This window comes from Nitrospira sp. Nam80, assembly GCF_965152575.1.
The window spans coordinates 185,126-204,560 of sequence record NZ_OZ224216.1; the positions used below are offsets into that span (position 1 = coordinate 185,126).

The 19,435-nt window shown below is 58.4% G+C and carries 13 protein-coding genes and 2 pseudogenes; 14 read left to right on the top strand and 1 reads right to left on the bottom strand.

What is annotated here, in order from left to right:
- The first annotated feature begins 79 nt into the window (after positions 1–79).
- The 13 genes and pseudogenes from ACWGXE_RS00905 to ACWGXE_RS00965 all read left to right on the top strand — a co-directional run bounded on the left by ACWGXE_RS00905 (position 80) and on the right by ACWGXE_RS00965 (position 12,151).
- The gene (locus ACWGXE_RS00905) at positions 80–2,110 is read left to right on the top strand and encodes a sensor histidine kinase (protein ID WP_447600547.1); all 2,031 of its coding nucleotides are present in this window, start codon (positions 80–82) and stop codon (positions 2,108–2,110) included.
- Positions 2,089–3,498, top strand: a complete 1,410-nt coding sequence (locus ACWGXE_RS00910) for a sigma-54-dependent transcriptional regulator (RefSeq protein ID WP_447600549.1) — start codon at positions 2,089–2,091, stop codon at positions 3,496–3,498. The genes ACWGXE_RS00905 and ACWGXE_RS00910 overlap by 22 nt, the downstream gene beginning before the upstream one ends.
- A gap of 906 nt (positions 3,499–4,404) precedes the next feature.
- A pseudogene (locus ACWGXE_RS00915) lies at positions 4,405–4,497 on the top strand (tyrosine-type recombinase/integrase); the annotation flags it as partial.
- A 356-nt stretch (positions 4,498–4,853) separates the two neighbouring features.
- Positions 4,854–6,008, top strand: a pseudogene (locus ACWGXE_RS00920) (IS3 family transposase).
- Positions 6,009–6,068: 60 nt separating this feature from the next.
- A complete protein-coding gene (locus ACWGXE_RS00925; protein WP_447600551.1) occupies positions 6,069–6,863 on the top strand; it encodes a hypothetical protein in 795 nt (264 codons plus the stop codon).
- 38 nt (positions 6,864–6,901) lie between these two features.
- The gene (locus ACWGXE_RS00930) at positions 6,902–7,357 is read left to right on the top strand and encodes a hypothetical protein (protein ID WP_447600552.1); all 456 of its coding nucleotides are present in this window, start codon (positions 6,902–6,904) and stop codon (positions 7,355–7,357) included.
- A 103-nt stretch (positions 7,358–7,460) separates the two neighbouring features.
- Positions 7,461–8,603 carry a toll/interleukin-1 receptor domain-containing protein gene (locus tag ACWGXE_RS00935; RefSeq protein ID WP_447600554.1) on the top strand — a complete coding sequence of 381 codons (1,143 nt, stop codon included), beginning with the start codon at positions 7,461–7,463 and terminating at the stop codon, positions 8,601–8,603.
- Between the two features lie 121 nt (positions 8,604–8,724).
- Positions 8,725–8,982, top strand: a complete 258-nt coding sequence (locus ACWGXE_RS00940) for a hypothetical protein (RefSeq protein WP_447600556.1) — start codon at positions 8,725–8,727, stop codon at positions 8,980–8,982.
- Between the two features lie 295 nt (positions 8,983–9,277).
- Positions 9,278–9,499, top strand: coding sequence for a CopG family ribbon-helix-helix protein (locus ACWGXE_RS00945; protein WP_447600557.1), 222 nt, complete (start codon positions 9,278–9,280; stop codon positions 9,497–9,499).
- Complete coding sequence (locus ACWGXE_RS00950; RefSeq protein WP_447600559.1) at positions 9,496–9,894, top strand: putative toxin-antitoxin system toxin component, PIN family; 399 nt, start codon at positions 9,496–9,498, stop codon at positions 9,892–9,894. Before ACWGXE_RS00945 ends, ACWGXE_RS00950 begins: the two co-directional genes overlap by 4 nt.
- Before the next feature lie 424 nt (positions 9,895–10,318).
- Positions 10,319–11,038 (top strand): AbiU2 domain-containing protein, encoded by a 720-nt coding sequence (locus ACWGXE_RS00955; RefSeq protein ID WP_447600561.1) that lies wholly within the window; start codon positions 10,319–10,321, stop codon positions 11,036–11,038.
- Positions 11,039–11,084: 46 nt separating this feature from the next.
- A complete protein-coding gene (locus ACWGXE_RS00960) occupies positions 11,085–11,597 on the top strand; it encodes a hypothetical protein (protein WP_447600563.1) in 513 nt (170 codons plus the stop codon).
- Positions 11,598–11,761: 164 nt separating this feature from the next.
- Complete coding sequence (locus ACWGXE_RS00965) at positions 11,762–12,151, top strand: YybH family protein (RefSeq protein ID WP_447600565.1); 390 nt, start codon at positions 11,762–11,764, stop codon at positions 12,149–12,151.
- A gap of 111 nt (positions 12,152–12,262) precedes the next feature.
- Here ACWGXE_RS00965 and ACWGXE_RS00970 read toward each other — a convergent pair whose 3' ends face one another.
- A complete protein-coding gene (locus tag ACWGXE_RS00970; protein ID WP_447600567.1) occupies positions 12,263–13,291 on the bottom strand; it encodes an LLM class flavin-dependent oxidoreductase in 1,029 nt (342 codons plus the stop codon).
- 1,036 nt (positions 13,292–14,327) lie between these two features.
- On the opposite strand from ACWGXE_RS00970, the gene ACWGXE_RS00975 reads away from it, so the two are divergent.
- Positions 14,328–19,208, top strand: a complete 4,881-nt coding sequence (locus ACWGXE_RS00975; RefSeq protein ID WP_447600569.1) for a multicopper oxidase domain-containing protein — start codon at positions 14,328–14,330, stop codon at positions 19,206–19,208.
- The last annotated feature ends 227 nt before the right edge of the window (positions 19,209–19,435 follow it).

Consider the following 19,435-nt stretch of genomic DNA (forward strand, 5'->3'; position numbering starts at 1 on the left):
GCGAGAGGCTCTTGCGTTCTCAAGTAGAGTTTTCTTCGGTTGGTTGTTTAGAATGAGGCCTCCTCCAACGGAAGAGGCCGTGGCAATCCGTACCATCAAAGGCCGCATCGTCTGGGCGATCGTGATTGTCGGGTGCATACCGCTCCTGATTGCGCTGATGTTGGCCTACATGTCCGGGATGCGCTCCCTGCGCGATGTGATCGGCGGAAATCTCCAGGCCGTTGCGGTTCAGGCGGCCGATCGGGTGACGATGCTGGTCCAAAGCGAAATCCAAGGAGTTCGTCTCCTGGGTTCGGCGCCGCTTCGTGTCCGCCAACCGGTCGAGACTGCCAATCGCTCCTATCCGTCGGATCGGACCAACGCGCAGCACCTCATCGATGAGCGAATGCAGCTCTGGGAGAAAGGCACCGGCAGTGCCCGCAAGCTCTTAAATTCGGAACTATCCAGATTTCTCCTGGAAACAAAAGTGCGTGACGGGGACAAGGTGGTCGGGCTGCTGATCACCGACCAGCACGGGGCGTTGGTCGCGGCAAGTTCCGAACCGGATCATTATTACTTCGGCGAGGAGCCGTGGTGGAAGCGAATCCAGGCCGGTGGAACGGATCAGATCTATGTCAGCGGCCTGATTCCCGCGCAGGAGGGGTCGTTCCGAACGCCGGAAGAAACGATGGATGTTGCCGTGCCGATCCTCGATGACCGCCAGCATGCGGTGATCGGCGCCGTCAAAGCTTCATACCGCTTTGATACACTGTTCGGGATGATCAAACAGATCCGGATCGGCCAGACGGGCCATGCCATGCTGTTCGATGCGGCCGGGAATCCGCTCGTCTGCCCGATTCTTCCTCGCCAAGCGCACCGCATTCCCGGACAATTGATGGCTATGATTGTATCTACTGAGCCTGGGTGGGGCATTGCCGATGACGATGGTCATGGAGGAACCGATACGGTGGTGGGGTATGCTCCGGTCTCCGGCATTGCATTGCCCGAAAACCCCTGGCACATTTTTGTGAGGCAGCAGCCGGTTGAAAGCTATGCTCCCATCCGAGATCAACTACGGAATCTGGCCGGCATCGGACTGGTCATGGTGGTGTTATTATGGACGATGGGCCGCTACGTGGCGACCAGGATCGCCCGCCCGATCCAGATTCTGCAAACGGGAGTGGAGGCGATCAGCCAGGGAACCTATGACCGTCCGCTCAATATCCGGACGGGCGATGAGTTCGAAGATCTGGCCGCGGCGGTACACCGAACGGCGGATCGGCTGAAGGCTTCCCGATCGGAATTGGAAGCGCTCAATGCGGATCTCGCCCGCCGGGTCGAGGAAAAAACCGCCGAGGTGACGCAGCATCTGAAAAAGCTTCAGTTCGCGGAGCGTCTGGCCACGCTCGGCAAAGTGGCGGGCGGCATCGCGCACGAAATCAACAACCCGCTCGGCATCATCCTGAATCGCATTGAGTGCATCGAGACGGACGCGGCCCATCTGGACCTGCCGGAAGATTTGCGGCGGGACCTGCTGGCAATCCGGTCGCAGGCCGACCGCATCTCACGGGTCACGAAAAGCATGTTGGCGTCGTCCCGGGGGGCGGCGACGATTTTAAAACTGATCGACGTGAATTGCGTGCTCCGGTCTTGCATCGAGGCCGTGAAGGAACGAGCCGCCGCAAAAGGGGTCGGCGTTGAGACGATTTTGGCGCCGGATCTGCCTCCGATCATGGGTGACCGCGATCGGCTCGAAACCGTCATGCTCAACCTGATGAACAATGCGCTCGATGCGGCCGGGGAGGGAGCGCCGCCGAGCCTCGTCACGATTCGGTCCGAGCAAACAGCGGGCCGAGACGGAGACTGGGTCACGGTGACGGTCAGCGACTCGGGGCCCGGCATTCCGGAGGACCAGCTCGGGCGAATCTTCGATCCATTTTTTACCACGAAGGCGGAGGGCCACGGGACCGGAATGGGATTATTCTTGAGTTATGGGATCGTCGCCGATCATCGCGGGCGGCTGGAGATCACGAACGGCCCGCGCGGCGCCGTGGCGTCGGTCTTTCTTCCCGCGCTGGCGCCGGTATCTGGGTCACAACAGGAGGTCGGATGGGAACAGGCAAGATATTGATCGTCGATGACGAAGTCGACGCGTTGGACAATTGCCGTCGCATGTTGAGCCGTCTGGGACATGAATGTGTGACCGAGAGTGATCCGCTCCGTGCTGTGCAGCGGATTCAATATGAGCGTCCCGACCTGATTCTCACCGACCTCCGGATGCCGGGTCTCGACGGGATGGGGGTGTTGGCCGAGGCCAAAAAAGTCGATCCCGCCATCAAGGTCGTGCTGCTGACCGCCTATGCGACCGTGCAGACCGCCGTGGATTCGATGCGGCAAGGCGCGCTGGATTACATCCTGAAGCCGTATACAAGCAAGGATCTGGAAGAGATCGCCAGGCGGGCGTTCGGCGAATCGGGCCAAACCGGCGAACGGCTCTCCGGCTGGGACGATCCTCATCGAGAGCCATCGTCCGCGGAGGCGAGCAACGCGGCCGGGCTTATGCTCGGGCAGAGCCGCGCGATTCTGGAAGTGAAAGAGCTCATCGCCAAGGTGGCCAGGACGGACGCCAATATTCTCATCTACGGCGAAAGCGGGACCGGCAAAGAACTGGCGGCGCGGGCGATCCACGATCAAAGTGAGCGGGCCGGCCGGCCCTTTGTGCCGGTCGATTGTGTCGCGTTGCCCGATACCTTGCTTGAATCGGAATTGTTCGGGCACGAGAAAGGCGCCTTCACCGGTGCGCACGCCGCCAAACCGGGACTCTTCGAGGTGGCCGACGGGGGGACGGTCTTTTTGGATGAAGTAAGCGGGATGAGCCCGACCTTGCAATCGCGCCTGTTGCGCGTGCTGCAGGAACGGCATGTTCGGCGGGTCGGCGGGACGCGCTATGCCGATATCGACGTTCGGGTCATTGCCGCATCCAACCGTGATCTCGAAGAGGCCTGTCGCGAAAAACAGTTCCGAGAAGATCTGTATTATCGTCTGAACGTCATTCCGATCGTGCTGCCCCCGCTTCGGGAACGCGAGGGAGATGTGGAGCTATTGGCCCGAGCCTTTCTGCAACGCTTTACCGCCCGCGGCGGGACCGATTTCGATCGCGCGCCGGTATTCGATTCGGCCGCGATGGCGCTTCTGAAGGAGTATGCCTGGCCCGGCAATGTTCGGGAACTCCACAATGTCATTGAGCGGACGGCTGCGCTGGCGGACGGGCCGATCATCTGCGTGGATCATCTTCCGGAGCGGATCATGGCGGCGCGCACCGATGAATCGAACGGCCAGGAAACGGCCTCCTACAAGCAGGCCAAGCAGGAAGTCGTGCGGTCCTTCGAGCGCAATTTTCTGCTCGAGCTGCTCAAACGCCATGACTGGCACATGTCCAATGCGGCCCAGGAAGCCGGCGTGGACCGCAAGACCATTGAACGCATGGTGAAGCGCCATAGTCTTCGAGAACCACGGTAGGCTCGGATCGGTCCACGGTTATCCGTTGATCTCTTCCTACGTCCCCTCTTCTGTTGCATCAGGGTCATGTCGCTGTCACATCAATGTCGGACAGACTGCTAACACCAGAGCCGTGCGTGTCGTTTCTGCGCGTGCTCGCCGAATTGCTGTAGAGAGATTGGGCCTTGGCTGACGAAGGGCAATCGGCGAGCGGCCGCGTCGGTACAGTGCGGCCTCGCCGCGCTGCTATAGAAAGGATGACCCTTGGCTGACGAACGGCGCGCCCAGCCGGTGTGGCCGCGATGCGATGGATGCTGAATGGTGAGTTCTGCCTGCTCAGCGCTATGACTCGACCGCACGTAAGCAATGATTGCCGCTGTCGTGCGTGCGCTGCTCCCCACCTCTCAGAACGACCCTTCCGGGCTTGACCGAGCGGAATATCCTGCCGGCTCACCGACTCGCCGGCGTCCGCAAGCGTGACGCTCATTATTCTTCGCGTCGCGGACCCTTCTGGAATTCTCTCAGCTGCGATCACATGATCGCAGTGCTTCAGTCAGTTCCAGCTTTCCTTCTCGGCCAAGCCTCGGTGGGTCCCCGTTCCTTCGGTGAAGGTCGCACGCCGCACGGCAGCGTCCCGGCCAGTAAATGAACAGAGGTTTCCTCTTCGCGCGATTCGCGACGCACGACTCACCATCCATTTTTTTCTAATACTGAATGAGGCGCCACGGCCACACCTCTGCGCGCATCCGTTCCAGCCAAGACAAGAGAAGGCGTGAAAACTGGCTGCCACTACTTCCAGTCCCGCCGCAAGAGTAAATGATGTAAGGAATGATTTCAGGCTGAGAACAGTCCGCTGCTATCCGCGCTTAGGAACAGCGCTGTGGCAGAGAAGTCTTGTGAAATCATTCCTGTCACCATTTAACCGACGGTCACAAGGACGTGACGACCACGATGATCTATACGCATGTCCTGAATCGACGTGGCCGTGGAGCCTGCAGCCCTGTGGACCGGTTGGGGTGAGCCAATGCTTGCGCCTCCGCCACCCGGAATAGGCTGTGGGCCAATAGGGTGATAGGCTGCGGAAGCCACGGTCTTTTTGATATGCACGATGCTTGACAGAGATTTCATAAGTGAGGATAGTGTCGGCGATTTTGGTTCACCGTGGGCCAAGGCGCACTATCCGGATAGGCCGCCAGGCCGGAGATCCACGTCGCAGCTCACTTAATAGTTATGTCTCTAGACGGCTCAACGCGCGCCTAAGGCTTGCATGAACGCTTACATCTTTGTGTCCTATAGCCGTGACGAGGGTTCTACGGGTTCTGCCCCGATTTTACGGACACCTGACTTAAGGTCCATAATGGGCCAGGAGGGGTGTCATGGGAGCACGACGGAAGTTTTCATCGGAGTACAAGCGAGAAGCGGTGGCGATGCTTGACGTACCCGGGGTGACGGTGAGTCAAATCGCCGCCGACCTGGGCATTAGGGCCCAATGTGTTGGGTCGATGGCGGCGTGAGCTACGCCGTCAGCCCCAGCAGGCCTTTGGGGGCAATGGACGCGCTCGGGATCACGAGCTGAGCCAGTTGCGGCGGGAGTTGGCTCGGGTCACGAAGGAGCGGGATTTTTTGCGCGAAGCGGCAGCGTTCTTCGCGAGAGCGTCGACATGAAGTTTCGGATGATCCAGCGATGCCGCGCCGCCTTTCCCATCCGATTGATGTGCCGGTGTTTACGGGTATCAGCCAGTGGGTATGACGGCTGGGCGACGCGCCCGCCGAGTGCCCGGGCTCAGGAGAACGCCCGCCTCTTGCGGCGCATGCGCGCCTTGCATACGGAGCATGATGGTGTGATCGGCAGTCCGCGGATGTGGGAGGAGCTGCGCTATGCGGGCGAGCGGTGTGGCCGGCACCGAGTGGCCCGCATGATGCGTCGGGCTGGCTTGCAAGGCGTGCCGCAGCGGCGACGTTGGCGCACCAAGCCGTCGGGGATACCGCCGGCCGGCACGCGCAATCTTGTGGAACGCGACTTCACGGCCACGGCACCCAATACTAAGTGGGTCACCGACATCACCTACATTTCCACGGCCGAACACTGGTTGTATCTCTGTATCGTGGTGGATTTATATTCGGACGTGGTCGTGGGCTGGTCGATGAATTCGCGGCAGGATCGCCACTTGGTGCTGCAGGCGGTGTTGATGGCGGTGTGGCAGCGGCCAGGCAGGACACCGGTCATTTTGCATTCAGACCGTGGCTGTCAATTTACGTCAGACGAGTACCAGCAATTCTTGGCGGCGCACCATATCACCTGCAGCATGAGCGCCATCGGCAGCTGTGCCGACAACGCGGCGGCGGAAAGTTTCTTTGGTCTCCTCAAACGCGAGCGGGTCAATCGGCGGCAGTACCGGACGCGAGCCGAGGCGCGAGCCGATGTCTTTGACTACATCGAACGCTGGCACAATCCGCGGCAGCGACGGAGACTGGCGGTTCAACAGCAGGGGGAGAAACTCTTAACTGAACTGTCCGTGAAAACGGGGTAGAACCCAATCGAAAGTAAAGACGGAGCGTTGGGAGTTGCGTGTACGAATCGAGGGTGTGGCGTGTATCTCGACAATGACTCGCTCATTGATCTGGCCAAGGGAGATAGCACTCGCCGCGATCGGTTCGTATCGGCAATCAAGAAGAAAGGGTCCCTTCTCTTTTCGTTTACGAATGCCTTTGAACTTGCCGGGCCGCAGGGCCGGTCGGCAGAAGTAGTGCGGGCCTTTCTTGATTCCCTGGGTCAATACTGGATGCCGCTAGCGATGAATGTGTATAAAGTCATGGAGAAGGAGCAAAGCGGCGATGGAAGCTCGCCAGCGTTCTCCGAGATCTTCTTGAAAGGATATTTCCAGAGTCGGCTTCAGCAAGTCAGCGACACAATCGGTGGTCTATTAGGAATCTCGGCCGAATCCTTCTTCCGCTTAGGCTCAGTCGTTGGATGGATTCAGGACAATAGAGATCATGTGCGTCAGCAGGCGACAGAAATCGACGGGATGTTTCGCGATCTTCTCGGCCGACTAGTGCTGCAGGGGCGCAACGACACCCTGCCCAAGGAGTTGGCGGCGCTGCCTGATTATTCGGAACAGCATCCGGCACGATTTGCATTCTTCCAGCTTCAGCGCGTCATTTGGAACGAGGCCAGAGCCTATCGATTGAAGGCAAATGATGGGATCGATTTTTGTCATGCAGTCGTCGCCTCCTCGTACGGAAGCATCATCACCTTGGACAAACACTGGAAGCGGCGTATTCTGGAAATACCAAGGCCTCATTGCCTCGCCAGAACATTTTACCGTGCCGAATTGGATCAGCTTGTCGACGAGTTTGAAGCGTTGGAGCCGGTTAACATCGGCTAGAGCCGACGGCGCGAAGGACAGGGACGGAGTTAGACGGCATGGAAAGCACTATGCAATTCGAAGAACCATCGCTTACCCATAAGCAGATCCAAGCTGAGGTGTTGAAGCGGCTCGAGAAGTACAAGAAGCTCAACTTCTTCGAGCAGTTTGCGATGTTCATGGGACTAGCCCAAGTCTTTGAGATAAGCCTTAAGCAACTTCTTCATCGCAGATACGGCGTGGAGTTTGAGAAGCTCGAACGGGCCACTCTCGGTCAGGTGACAGGCCAACTAAGAGATCGTGGTCTTCGCCCAGACTTCATTGCGCTACTTGAGAGCGTTGTGGGCTATCGCAATCACATCGCCCATTCTCTTCTTGCCAACCAAATCATGCTCCAGTCCTTAGGCGCCGGTGATGCTCGCTTCGAGCGTCGAGAACTTGAGAAAGGCATTTTTGAGCTGGAGCAACTTTGGTTTCTTTTTGAGTGGACGGAAGAGCCCAATGCTTGGGGCTAAGGGCTTGCCGTCTAACAATTCATTTCATTCAAGCTGATGCCGCTTCGCGGGTCGGCTTAATTCAGGTGTTAAACCACGATGAATCAAAGGACAGGCGCACCAAATGATTGACCGACTTCTCTTCCGGGTGATCCACTGGGGATCAAAAAGAACGGATGGGGTACGTGTGTTTCTTAGCTATGCTCACGAGGACGAGCAGGCGGTGTCGGGCCTGGCCTCAGACCTCCGGTTCAACGGTGTTGAGGTGTGGTTCGCTCCAAAGCACTTGAAGCCGGGAGAGCGTCTTTCAAGCAGGATTCAAAAGGCAATCAAACAAGCTGACTTCGTTCTTCTCGCGGTAACGTCTCGATCACGAAACTCGTTGTGGGTGGCCAGCGAGATCGAATTCGCCTTGCGCCAAGAACCACGGGGGCTGACGGTCGTACCGCTTTACCTGACGAGCCGAGCGGTCCCAGAGCAGCTAGCCGACCACAAAGCCATCGATATCAGGAGGTTCGTCTACAAGGCCGGTCTCCGTGAGCTGCTCGACCAGCTTTACGGGAGGCTTCCCGCCGGCCGGACGCCCTTGGGCGAATTTGAACGTTTCGTCGCTTCGTTGCCGGTCTTCGACGACGAGATCCAGAAGGCTGTCGACTCGTACGTCTTCGAACGTGCGGTGATGGCACGCAATCCGACCCTGTACAGCAGCAAACACCACACAGATGAGCTCGCCAACAGGCTTGATGCCTGCAAGAGGCTACTCACAGAACGAAATTACGGCGACTACAACACGGACCGCATCCTTGAGACATTGTCTAGGGGAGTTGTTCCTCCTGCGCTTCAAGACTCGGAGCTACAACAGCTAAAGGAGTGGCTGAGACTGGGACACCCCGAGACGCTGGCTCTGGCCGCAACGTTGTACGAGAGTCGGTTTGTACGGTGGCCAAGTTGTCGACGCATTCTCAAAAGTGACATACAGCATCAGATTAGGGCTTGGGTATCCCGCGGCGAGATTCCTGACGCGTCGGCGCCAACCACAGAATGGCTGATTGACAGGCTAGTTGAAGAGCGACTTATTCGACCGTTTCGAAAGGACGACTACATTAGCGAGCCGACCGAGGATTTTCAAGAGTTTCATTGGGAACCGAGGCTCACGAGCGTTGGCAAGGCTGCCTACCTCTATGAGCGAGATCATCCCGATCGTCCGCATGCCAATTACCCGATTGGTCGATATCCGGGTAGTTCGCCGAGCCACCAGTCTGCATGAAGGTACGTGTCACGACTTGACCTAACCAAAGCAATGCAGCGGACCGGCAAAGCCAGCTGCTGATTGCTGACGTTAGACCGCATGGGAGCAAACAACTAGGCCGATCGAACAGGATTAGACGGTGAAGATCGATATTGACAAGCTTACGGAGAAAGAGCTCATCAATCTCAACCATCGAGCTGTAGCGCGTGTGCGCTTCCTTCGCGACATGCGGGCGCACGCCGAAATGCTGGACTTCAAGATCGGTGATCGCGTCACGTTTCAACCCGATGACCGACCTGTCATGGTCGGCATTCTTACGCGCTACAACAAGAAAACCGTCACGGTGATTACTAGAGGACGGTCAGCATTGGAACGTTTCGCCCGGTCTCCTCCGTAAGGCGAGTAATTCCGAGAAATCCGGCAATGCGGTTCCGAATGTCATTCCTCTCAACAAAAGGTGGAGCCCATGGGGGCTAACCCGGGTGGAAGGAAGCGGTGCGCGCTCGGCTCATCACGGCCGGACGGCAGTGGGGTGCTGGTGGAGGCGCGGAACGTTTCTCCACAAACACGCGGCGCTGCCTGACGAATCGCTTTCCCTATGGGATCATATATCAGATGCACGTGGCAAAGCTCTCGCTGTCAACATCGACCCATGGTTGCGCGATCTCTTCGAATGTGTTACATGGTAACACATGAAGACATCTACGGTTACGATCCGCCTCGACGCCAAGATCCAGCGCGAACTGGATCGCCTGAGCCGCCAACTGGGCCGCAGCCGCAGCGACATCGTACGCGATGCGGTACGGCGTCAAATCGCTCTCCTCCGGTTTGAGCGGTCGCGCAGGGCTCTCCTCCCCCTTGCCGAGGCGCAGGGTATTCTCACCGATGAGGAGGTGTTCCACATCGTGTCGTGAAAGTTTTCCTCGATACCAATGTGTTGGTAAGCGCGTACACAACGCGCGGCATCTGTGCCGACCTGCTCCGCTACATCCTGGCTGAGCATGAGCTGCTGACCGGCGAGGTGAATCTGGTCGAGCTTCGTAGAGTGTTACGGGATCGGTTCCACGCCCCACCAGTCCTGATCGCCACCGTCGAGGCGGAACTCCGCGATCAAATGATTGTTCCGAAGCCCGCGAAGCCTTCACCGCTTCCCATTCGCGATCCTGATGACCGTTGGGTGCTTGCGTCGGCGGTCGATGGCAATGCCGATCTGCTGGTCACGGGAGACCGAGACCTCTTGGCGGTCGCACGTCAGGCTCCGCTCGCCATCGTCGATCCACGCGGCTGCTGGGATCGCTTCCGCGAATAGCGTGTCGTTCCGTGTGATGACGGCGCCGGCAATGCGGGCTTCCTCCAGGGCCACCCATAGATTGATCCCAGGACCAAGGAGCAAGGACGCCATCGCGTGGATGAATCATTGGCGCAGAAAGCCTTGAGTGCCGCCGTCGCGAGGGCCGGACTCACCCAAACGGGCCACCTGCCATACCTTCCGGCACTCCTATGCCACGCATCTGCTCGAAAGCGGCTCCGACACTCGCACGATTTAGGAGTTCTTGGGCCATCGCGACGTCAAAACGACGATGATCTACACCCATGTGCTGCATCGAGGGCCGGCAAGTATCCGCAGTCTCTGGATGAGATGTGAACCCATTCACGTGGCTGTTATCCCGATCCGCATAAGAACCCATAACGCACGGGCATACGGTTGCAACTCATGGAAATAGGCGTATAGTTTGCGAACGTTCGTCGCGTGTTATGCGGATAAACTGTCGGTTCCCGTGCTTACGCGGATCGGCCTAAACATTGTTATGCGTAACAACGCTGAGCATCGCCGCGAAGTCGTGATTGCGTTCTGCGAGGAGTGCGTATGGGCCAGGTCCATACGCACGCATTTCAAAATTCTCTTCGAATCAGGAAAGTGGCGCCACGACCTTCTGGCGGAGGTCGCAAGCACGTTCTTCGGCGACCTGAACGCAATGTTTATCGAGTATTTGCTGCTACAGCAGTGCAAGCTCACTGATCCAGCTTCGTCAGGAAAGGACAAAGACACCCTGACGACCGATTACATTCTGACCCTCGACTGGCGCCCCGAGACCGCCGCGCTGCTCGAGGATGCCAATGAGTATCTGATGAGGTTTCGGGCGAAGGTCGTTGATGCGCGCCGTAAGCTTGTCGCACACTCCGATCTGAAGTCCAGAATGAGCTTGACCGCGCTGGGAAACCTTCACCGAAGAGGAGGAATCGACATCTGGAGCCAATTGCAGCGCTTCGTCGATGCCGCTCATGGGGAGGCAGTCGGCGGCCCATTCGAAATCACTGCGGCGATGCCCGATGGTGATGCCGCACGCCTTGTTCACAGTCTTATCGACGCGGTCGACTACAGCGATCTCGTCGGACAAGAAAGCAACTTCATTGGTCGTCGCTACGAAAAGAGACGGTACAAAGACGCATAACAACCAGATGCAGTGGACATGTCAAAGTGTAGGCATGTGAGGCATCGTGACAGCACCGCTCGGCGCATATCTCGATACCTGTGTGGTCAGTGGTCTTGCGAGGGAGGACCTGCCAGACGTGGAGCTCGCGGCTCAGGATCAGATCTTGGATGCCCAGAAACGACGTCTTATCTCACTCGTAACATCACGAGTGACAAAGGAGGAAATCGAAAAGATCCCTCAATCTTATAGACGGAAGCATCAAACGATCTACAACCTCTTGGCGGATATTCCCGTAGCCAAGGCGTTCCGCAGAAATAAACCCTGGAGCCTTCTACCCTGGGACCTTGGAGTGAGACTGCAGCCGATGCTGGCGCAACTCATTACCACACTGCCCGACGAGGCGGACGCTCGGCACATCTACCAGGCGGCGCAGAACGGGGTTCAGTACTTCGTGACCACAGACTACAGAACAATCTTGGCTCATCGGGCTAAGATCGAGCGAATCGCAGGGATCAAGGCAGCTAGTCCGCGGGAGTTTGCCGCAATCATGTCAAACGTGGACCCAACACATGCCTAACCTCGCGTCCGAGCGGACGACCGTAAGCGCGCTTCGCTTGCTTGCGGTGCCATCCTCGCTGCGCTCGTCGGGCACCGCTGAACGCGAACGTTAGGTAAAATTGGAATGCGTAGATCCCTAAGGCTCGAAACGCCATAAGCACCGATCAGTCAGGAGGTATCCCCATGAATAGCGATGTCCGGATGCAAATCGAAGCGGCGAACGCCCAGTTCGTGACCGCATTCAAACGCGGTGACGCGACCTCCATGGCCAACCTCTATACCGCAGCGGCCCAATTGCTTCCGGCAAACAGCGATTTCGTTCGTGGCACGGCGGCCATCCGGACGTTTTGGCAGAGCGTGCTCGGCATGGGCCTCAAGGGCGCGACCCTGGAAACGATTGAGCTGGAGGCCCACGGCGATACGGCGATCGAAGTGGGGCGATACCGCCTTTTCGCTGCCGGCGACGCCGTTGCTGACCAGGGCAAGTACATCGTCATCTGGAAGAACGACAACGGCAAGTGGAAGCTGCATCGCGATATCTGGACGACCAGCCAATCGCCTCCGGCATCGTGAAGAATGAATGGTGTCAGGAATGGTTTCAGGCGCGGAACAGTCGGCTGCTATCCGCGGTTAGGGACAGTGAAATTATTCCAGACATCATTTGGCCCGCGACGATAGATCCATTCATGCACCAAAGCATGACCCGGTCGCGGGATGCGCTGGTTGATCCCACGTAGAGATGAGGTCTGCCACGATTTCATACGACCGAAGCCGGGCGGCATGGTCATAGATCGCCGAAGCGATGAACACTTCGTCCACATTCGTGTGTTCGAAGAATTGCTTCAAACCAAGGCGTACGGTTTCATGCGATCCGACGAATGAATAGGTGAGCATGTCGGAAGCCTGCGCCTTCTCCGTCGGCGTCCAGTAGGTTTCGATGTCACCGATGGGCGGCTGGAGCCGGCCTGGCGTGCCACGGAACAAATTGGTGAACTGCTGTTGTGCGGAGGTAAAGAGCCGGTGCGCTTCCGCATCGCTGTCGGCGGCAACGACGTTGATACCCGCAGCCGCGTAGGGCCGATCCAGTTGTTTCGAAGGTTTGAACCCATTGCGATAGGCCTGCAGCGCCTGCATCAACGCAGCCGGAGAGAAATGAGAGGCAAATGCGTAAGGAAGCCCGAGTATGGCGGCAAGCTGTGCACCGAACAACGTCGATCCGAGGATCCAGAGCGGCACGTTGAGGCCCGCGCCCGGCACCGCTTGAACCGCCTGACCTTCCTGAACCGGCCCGAAGAACGCCTGCAGTTCCAGTACGTCCTGAGGAAAACTGTCGCCGCTTGCCGGATTGCGCCGCAATGCCCGCGCGGTACGCTGGTCGGTCCCTGGTGCGCGGCCCAGGCCGAGATCGATCCGCCCCGGGAACAGCGATTCCAATGTGCCGAATTGCTCGGCCACCATCAGCGGCGCATGGTTCCGTAGCATGATGCCGCCCGCCCCGACGCGGATGCTGCGCGTGCCCGTGGCGACATGCCCGATCACGACCGCCGTCGCCGCGCTGGCAATGCCGATCAGGTTGTGATGCTCAGCGAGCCAAAAGCGATGATAGCCCCAGCGCTCGGCATGCTGTGCCAGATCCAGTGAATTCCTGAATGCGTCAGCCGGGGTGTTGCCTGTCGAAACGAACGCCAGGTCAAGAATGGAGAAAAGAGCCATATCCATATCCTTCGTGTTAATTGGAAACCGACAAGCCAGCCGTACGGGGCGTCCTGTCTAGACGACATCCTACGGCCGGCCGCGTAGCTGCACCCGTAGCCGCGGTTTCAGTATCAGGACGTGCCCCTACTGCAGAGCGCGATGCGACTGATGAACGAATAGCATTGCGATTCCTCAACGCCTCGATCGCATCCCTGCGCGATGTGCTCGGCCGGCCGATCAAGCAGCCCAGATCGCCGGCGGCGCCGCGCGGGCATACGTCGGGGCTTGCGAGAAAGCCGCAGGTCGGTTCAGTGACGAGGAGTGGACGGACGGACCTCTTACCGGCGCCACGACAATTACTTTATCTGAACATCGGCCTGAAATCGATCACCGCGGCATTTTATCAACCTTCGCAAAACGAGCAACTGAGTTGCAACCAAGCGTTGGCCTAACCGGTTGAACTCCGGGTTCTGAGTTAACAAAATTGTTTCTTTTCCGTACCGGGCTTTCATCTGAAACAATCGAGCGATTGTTTCAGTAACCTCACAATCGTTGTTCAACAGCCTGCTAAACAGAACTCGCCTCAAATCCGAGAATCGTCACATTCGGCGACGCGGAATTGTCCGGTTATCCAGCCACGTCAGTCGTGTAACGGGGCGTCCGCGCCCCATGCAGGGGGCGTCGTCATCCCATCTGATATTTCACTAGGGACAGGGCCAACCGCTCTTCACCGCTTATGACATGGGGCGACAAGATCCCCTTTCTCCATGTTGTGGTTGGATCAAGATCGATTGACTGTCTGAATTTCAAGGCTTTTTGCATGACTGCTTGTATTCGATGAAGGAATGAAATTTGCGAGCGCTCTGTAGCCTCTCATTCTATTTGATGAGCCAAGATCTTTGTGGAATACGACTGTCCGGTGGGGAACTAGGGAAAAAGATGGATCGGCCTCCTGACGGTTCCCGTTCCGCTCACGCGGCCCCACCGGACTCCATTACATACATCAGCAAGCGACGACATCATTTTTATTACGTCTCACGAGGAGGTCTGCGTAATGCAAGCAGTGAAAGGCCGGGGTAATCCCAAAGCAAGGAGACAGTGTACAAAGAGATGGCGGAATGCTTTGAGCATGGCGGCGGCGGTCGCGCTGGTCTTGGGAGCGGGGCAGTCGGGATGGGGTGCGCCGGCCGGCAATCAGGCGCATCAGCATGAGCTACCGGCCTGGGCCGAGCAGCTCAAAGGCCAAACCATCATCGAGGACGTTCAGGAAGGCCATGCCGAGCGAACGGCCATGATGGAACACCAGCATCAACGCGTAATGGATAAAATCAATGAGCAGATGACGCGCGATGTCGAGGCGCAGCGAGGCGAGGGCTACTTTAACAACATTAATATGATGCACCAGTACGGCGCCGGTAATCAGGACATCCTGCTGATGTCCAATTCCGGCGTGGAGCCGGTGTCCACGTCGGGTGGACGCTGCCCTGCCGCCGCACCGGTGAGACAGTATGATATTTCCGCGATCGACGTCGAAATCTCGCTGAATATGTGGCTCGATTTCTACCCCGGCTACATGTACGTGCTCACCGAGAATATCGACAAGGTTCGCGAGGAAGAAGCGAAGAATAAAGAAGCCCGTGATAAAGAAGGGTATGATCCCGGTGCCGTCAGGAATGGTATCCAGGATCAATGGATTCAACCCCTTGTGATTCGGGGAAACCAGGGTGATTGCGTCAAGATCACGCTTCGCAATCAACTGGAGGGCGGCGAGGAAGTCAGCCTCAATATTCACGGTTCCAGCATGATTGTGGCCGGCACTGGCCAGCCCGCGACGACGACCAATCCGGACAGCATCGCAGCCCAAGGCAAGGCGGTAGATCTTGAATGGTACATTCCGCCGACCCAACAGGAAGGAGGCCGCCAGTTCCATTCCTACAGCAATGATCGTGAATTGACCGTCATGGGCCTGTTCGGCACTTTTGTGATCGAGCCCAAGGGCTCCGAGTATCTCGACCCGCTGGGAACCGGCGAGCCGACACCGATGAAGAGCGGCTGGCAGGCCATCATCAAGAATGGAACGGGGCCGGATTTCCGCGAGTTCGTGCTGATCTATCACGAGGTCGGCGATGAAGCGTTCCGGCCATTGAATAAGAAAGGCGACTTCATTCCGCAGCGGGATCCGTTGACCGACGTCTACCGGCCGGTGGCGCGCGCTCTGAACTATCGCAGTGAGCCGTTCGGCGTCGATAACATGCAAACACAACACGAGTACTTCGGTTTTGAGGATGAGTCGATGGCCTACAGCGCCTACACGTTTGGCGATCCGGCCACGACGATTCCGCGCAGCTATCTGGGCGACCCGGCCAAATTCCGGCTGGTGCACGGAGGCTCCGAAGTGTTCCATTCGCACCATCCGCACGGCGGGTCGATCCGCTGGCCGCGGAGCCCGCGGGCCATCGATGAAATGCCCTTGTGGCATGCGGCCAAGAACGGGCCGGTGAAGTATCCGGTGATCCGGATGAAGTCGGACCGCGTTGACGTCGAGGTCATCGGTCCGTCCGAGACGATGGATCTGGAGACCGAGTGCGGGTCCGGATTGTGCCAGCAGTTGGCGGGGGACTTCTTATTCCACTGCCACGTTGCGCACCATTACATCGCGGGCATGTGGGGTTATTGGCGGGTGTACAACACCTTGCAGCAGGCCGAGCATCACAACGACGTGATGCCGGATCTTCGTGAATTGCCCGATCGGCAGGGCCGCATCAAGACGGGCATCACGTCCGATGAGTTGATCGGCAAGACGGTGGATTGGTTCGGCAAGGAATTCAAGATCATCGATAAGGGCAAGACCGACTGGAAGGCCGACCCGGCCGTGGTGACGGTGAAGGACTGGGTCGAAATGCAGCTTCCCCCGCAGGGGAGGCCGGGTCAGAAAGACGATGAGAAGGGGCAGACCCTTGCCTACGACGCCAGCGTTCTGGATTGGAACTGGCAGGGCAATCGCGCCATGACCGAACGGGAGAACACCGTGCCGAATCCACGGTATCAATCGACCCAACCTGGAAAGCGGCTCCCGATTGTCTTTGAGGCAGCCACGGGCAAGGTCGCGTGGCCTCATTTGAAGCCGCACTTCGGGCGGCGTGTGCCGTTCTCGCAGAATCATAATCCATCGCCGTGGCTTGACATGATCCATCTCGACGAGGATGGCTTGCCGAGCTCCTATCCGGCAAAGCCGGGCGAGAACGGCCGTTGGAGCATGTGTCCTGAGAACGCGGGGTCCAAGAAGTACAACGTGCACTTCATCCAGACGCCGATAACGTTGGCCGACAAGCAGGGTGATACGCCGGCCGTTGTGGACAAAGGCGGCCTGCTCTACGTGTTGCACGAGGAAGAGGCCCAGGTCCGCAAGGCCGACATCAAGTATCCGCTGGTGGTGCGGGCGAATATTTATGATTGCGTCGACTGGATGTTGACCAGCGAATGGGAGGACGACGACCACGTCAACTTCCACGCGTCCAAAATCAACACCCATTGGCATTTCCTGCAGTTCGACAATCAGTCGTCGGACGGCGTGATCACCGGCTTCTCGTATGAGCAGTCGGTGCGCCCGTTCACGATGCTCGATAAGAAGATCAACAAGGGGTTGCCGCTGCCGATGAACACCGTGTTCACGAAGGCGGCTAAGAAAGGCGAGCGCGTCATCACTTTGAAGAATGCGGCGCAATACCAGCCCAATGTGGAGCTTTTGATCGGCGCGGATAACGTCGGCGGGAACGAAATCGGGCGGGTCAAGTCCGTCAAGGGCAATCAGATCACGCTCTACCGGCCGTTGAAGCACGATCATCCGGTGAAGGATATCGTGACGGTTGAGTTCGTCCGCCAGCGGTTCTGGGTGGATTCCGATGTCGGGACGGTGTTCTGGCATGACCATGCCTTAGGCCGAGTGACTTGGCCGCATGGAGGCTTCGGGACCATCATTATCGAGCCGGTGGGATCCACCTATCATGATCCCAAGACGGGAAAGCAAATCCGGAGCGGACCTATCGCGGACATCCGGACTGCGGAGCCGGTCGGCTACGGCGTGAACGGCAGCTTCCGGGAACTCATGGTGCAGCTGAACGACAGCGTGCCCCATACCGTGAACATCGTAACGGAAGGTAATCCTCCGGGTCAGCCCATTGAAGTGGCGCTTGAGGCGGGGAAGACAGTCTCGTTCCCCATGCCGGAGAACATTCCGATGACACCGATGGGCTTCCTCAACGGAGGAACGCACACAACCGGCGGCGGTTTGAATTTCAAGGCCGAGCCGATCTCCGGCCGCTTGAAAGCCAATCCGGACCCATCCAAGCTTTTCAGCAGCGCCGTCCACGGCGATCCTTATACGCCGATGGTGCGCGCTTACCTGGGCGATACGGTGGTGTTCCGGTTGCTCCAGACCATGGCCAATGAGACGATGGTCTGGACCTTGTCGGGGCATACGTATCTGACGGAACGTTATGCGGGCGATGCAAACCGGAAGAACTCGATCCATATCGGCATCGCGGAGCGCTACGACCTCGTGGTGCCGCAAGCGGGTGGACCGAGACTCCAGCCGGGTGACTACATTCACTTCAACGGGCGGGGGTCGAAGTTTTCCGAAGGCGCCTGGGGGATTATGCGGGTGTTGGACAAGGAAGTTCCGGACCTCCAGAAGCTCCCGGCCGGCTATAGCCGCCGGAACGAAATTCCGAAGCCGCTCTCGGTCTGTCCGGCGGAGGCGCCGGTGAAGAGCTTCAACGTCGTGGCGCTGGACTATCCATCCATGAAGTTGAACCCGAAAGCGCCGGATGCCATCGAAGTGGATTTCGAGCGTACGATTAAAATGGTGAATCCCGACGCCAAGATTTACGCGTTGGAAGAAGAAGCCTCGACCGTGGCATCGGGCGCCCAGCCCATGCCGTTGACCTTGCGGGCGAATGTGGGCGACTGCCTCAAGGTCAAGCTGACAAACAAGATGAAAGAAGGCCGGGCGTCGTTTTCGGCTCTGGGGTTGGCCTTCGATCCCAAGGATTCATTGGGCGCCAATGTCGGCAACAATCCCGGCGAACAGACGGTGGCGCCTGGAGAGAGCCGGACCTACACCTATTACGCCGATCCCTTCCTCGGCGAGACCGCCTCGTTGGTGTGGGATTGGGGCAACGTGATGGTGAACCCGCGCAGCGGCCTCTACGGAGCGCTGGTGATCGGGCCGAAGGGAGCGAAGTACCGGGATCCCAAGACCGGCGCGGATGTTTCCACCAAGAACAGCTGGGTGGCGGATGTCATCGTTGACCGCACGATTCCAGGATATGAGAATCGGACGAACTATCGCGATGTCGCGTTGTTCTTCCAGGACGAAGACAACATCATCGGGACCAGCTTCATGCCCTATGTGCAAAACACGGCGGGGCTGACCGCGGTTAATTATCGGGCCGAGCCGTATAAGTTCCGAGAGGAGACCGGTTGCTCGCTGGGCAAGGTGTTCCAGCCTTGCGTCGTCGATAAGCCGGAGGACCCCGCCACGCCGATCATCGAAGCGCACGCCGGCGATCCCGTGCGGATTCACGTGTTCGGCGCCAGCAACGAACAAAACGGCATGTTCAGCGTGGAGAAGCATGAATGGCCGATCGAACCTTTCATGCGCGGTGCTGATCAGATCAGTGTCGTCGAGTTCAGTGGGTCGGAATACTTGGACGCGTTCCTTCCGTCGGCCGGCGGTCACTTCCGCATGCCGGGCGACTATGTCTGGAGCAACCAGCGGTTGCCGTACTCGCAGTCCGGCCAGTGGGGGTACCTCCGGGTCCTTCCGCCGAACGATGGCCGGATCAAACCGCTGACGGGCGCGCAAGCAGGCTCTCAGCAGGCTTCCGAACCGGCCGAGCAGGGAGGCCAAGCGATCTCTGTCTCGGCTCGGTAGAGTGCATCGAGCTATCGACCTGCGGTAAGCAGACGGGGGAAGTCTCGACGAGAGGCTTCCCCCGTTTCATATCCGGGGCCTACGTAACGGTGTCAATCACGTTCACCATGCGGCGCGAACCTTGAGCGGATTGCTCCCATTGGTGATGAGCGGTTCCGCTCGGAACGGCGGTGGCTGTACCGGTTCTCAACCGACGAGTGGCTGAGCGTACGGCGGCATAATTTCTT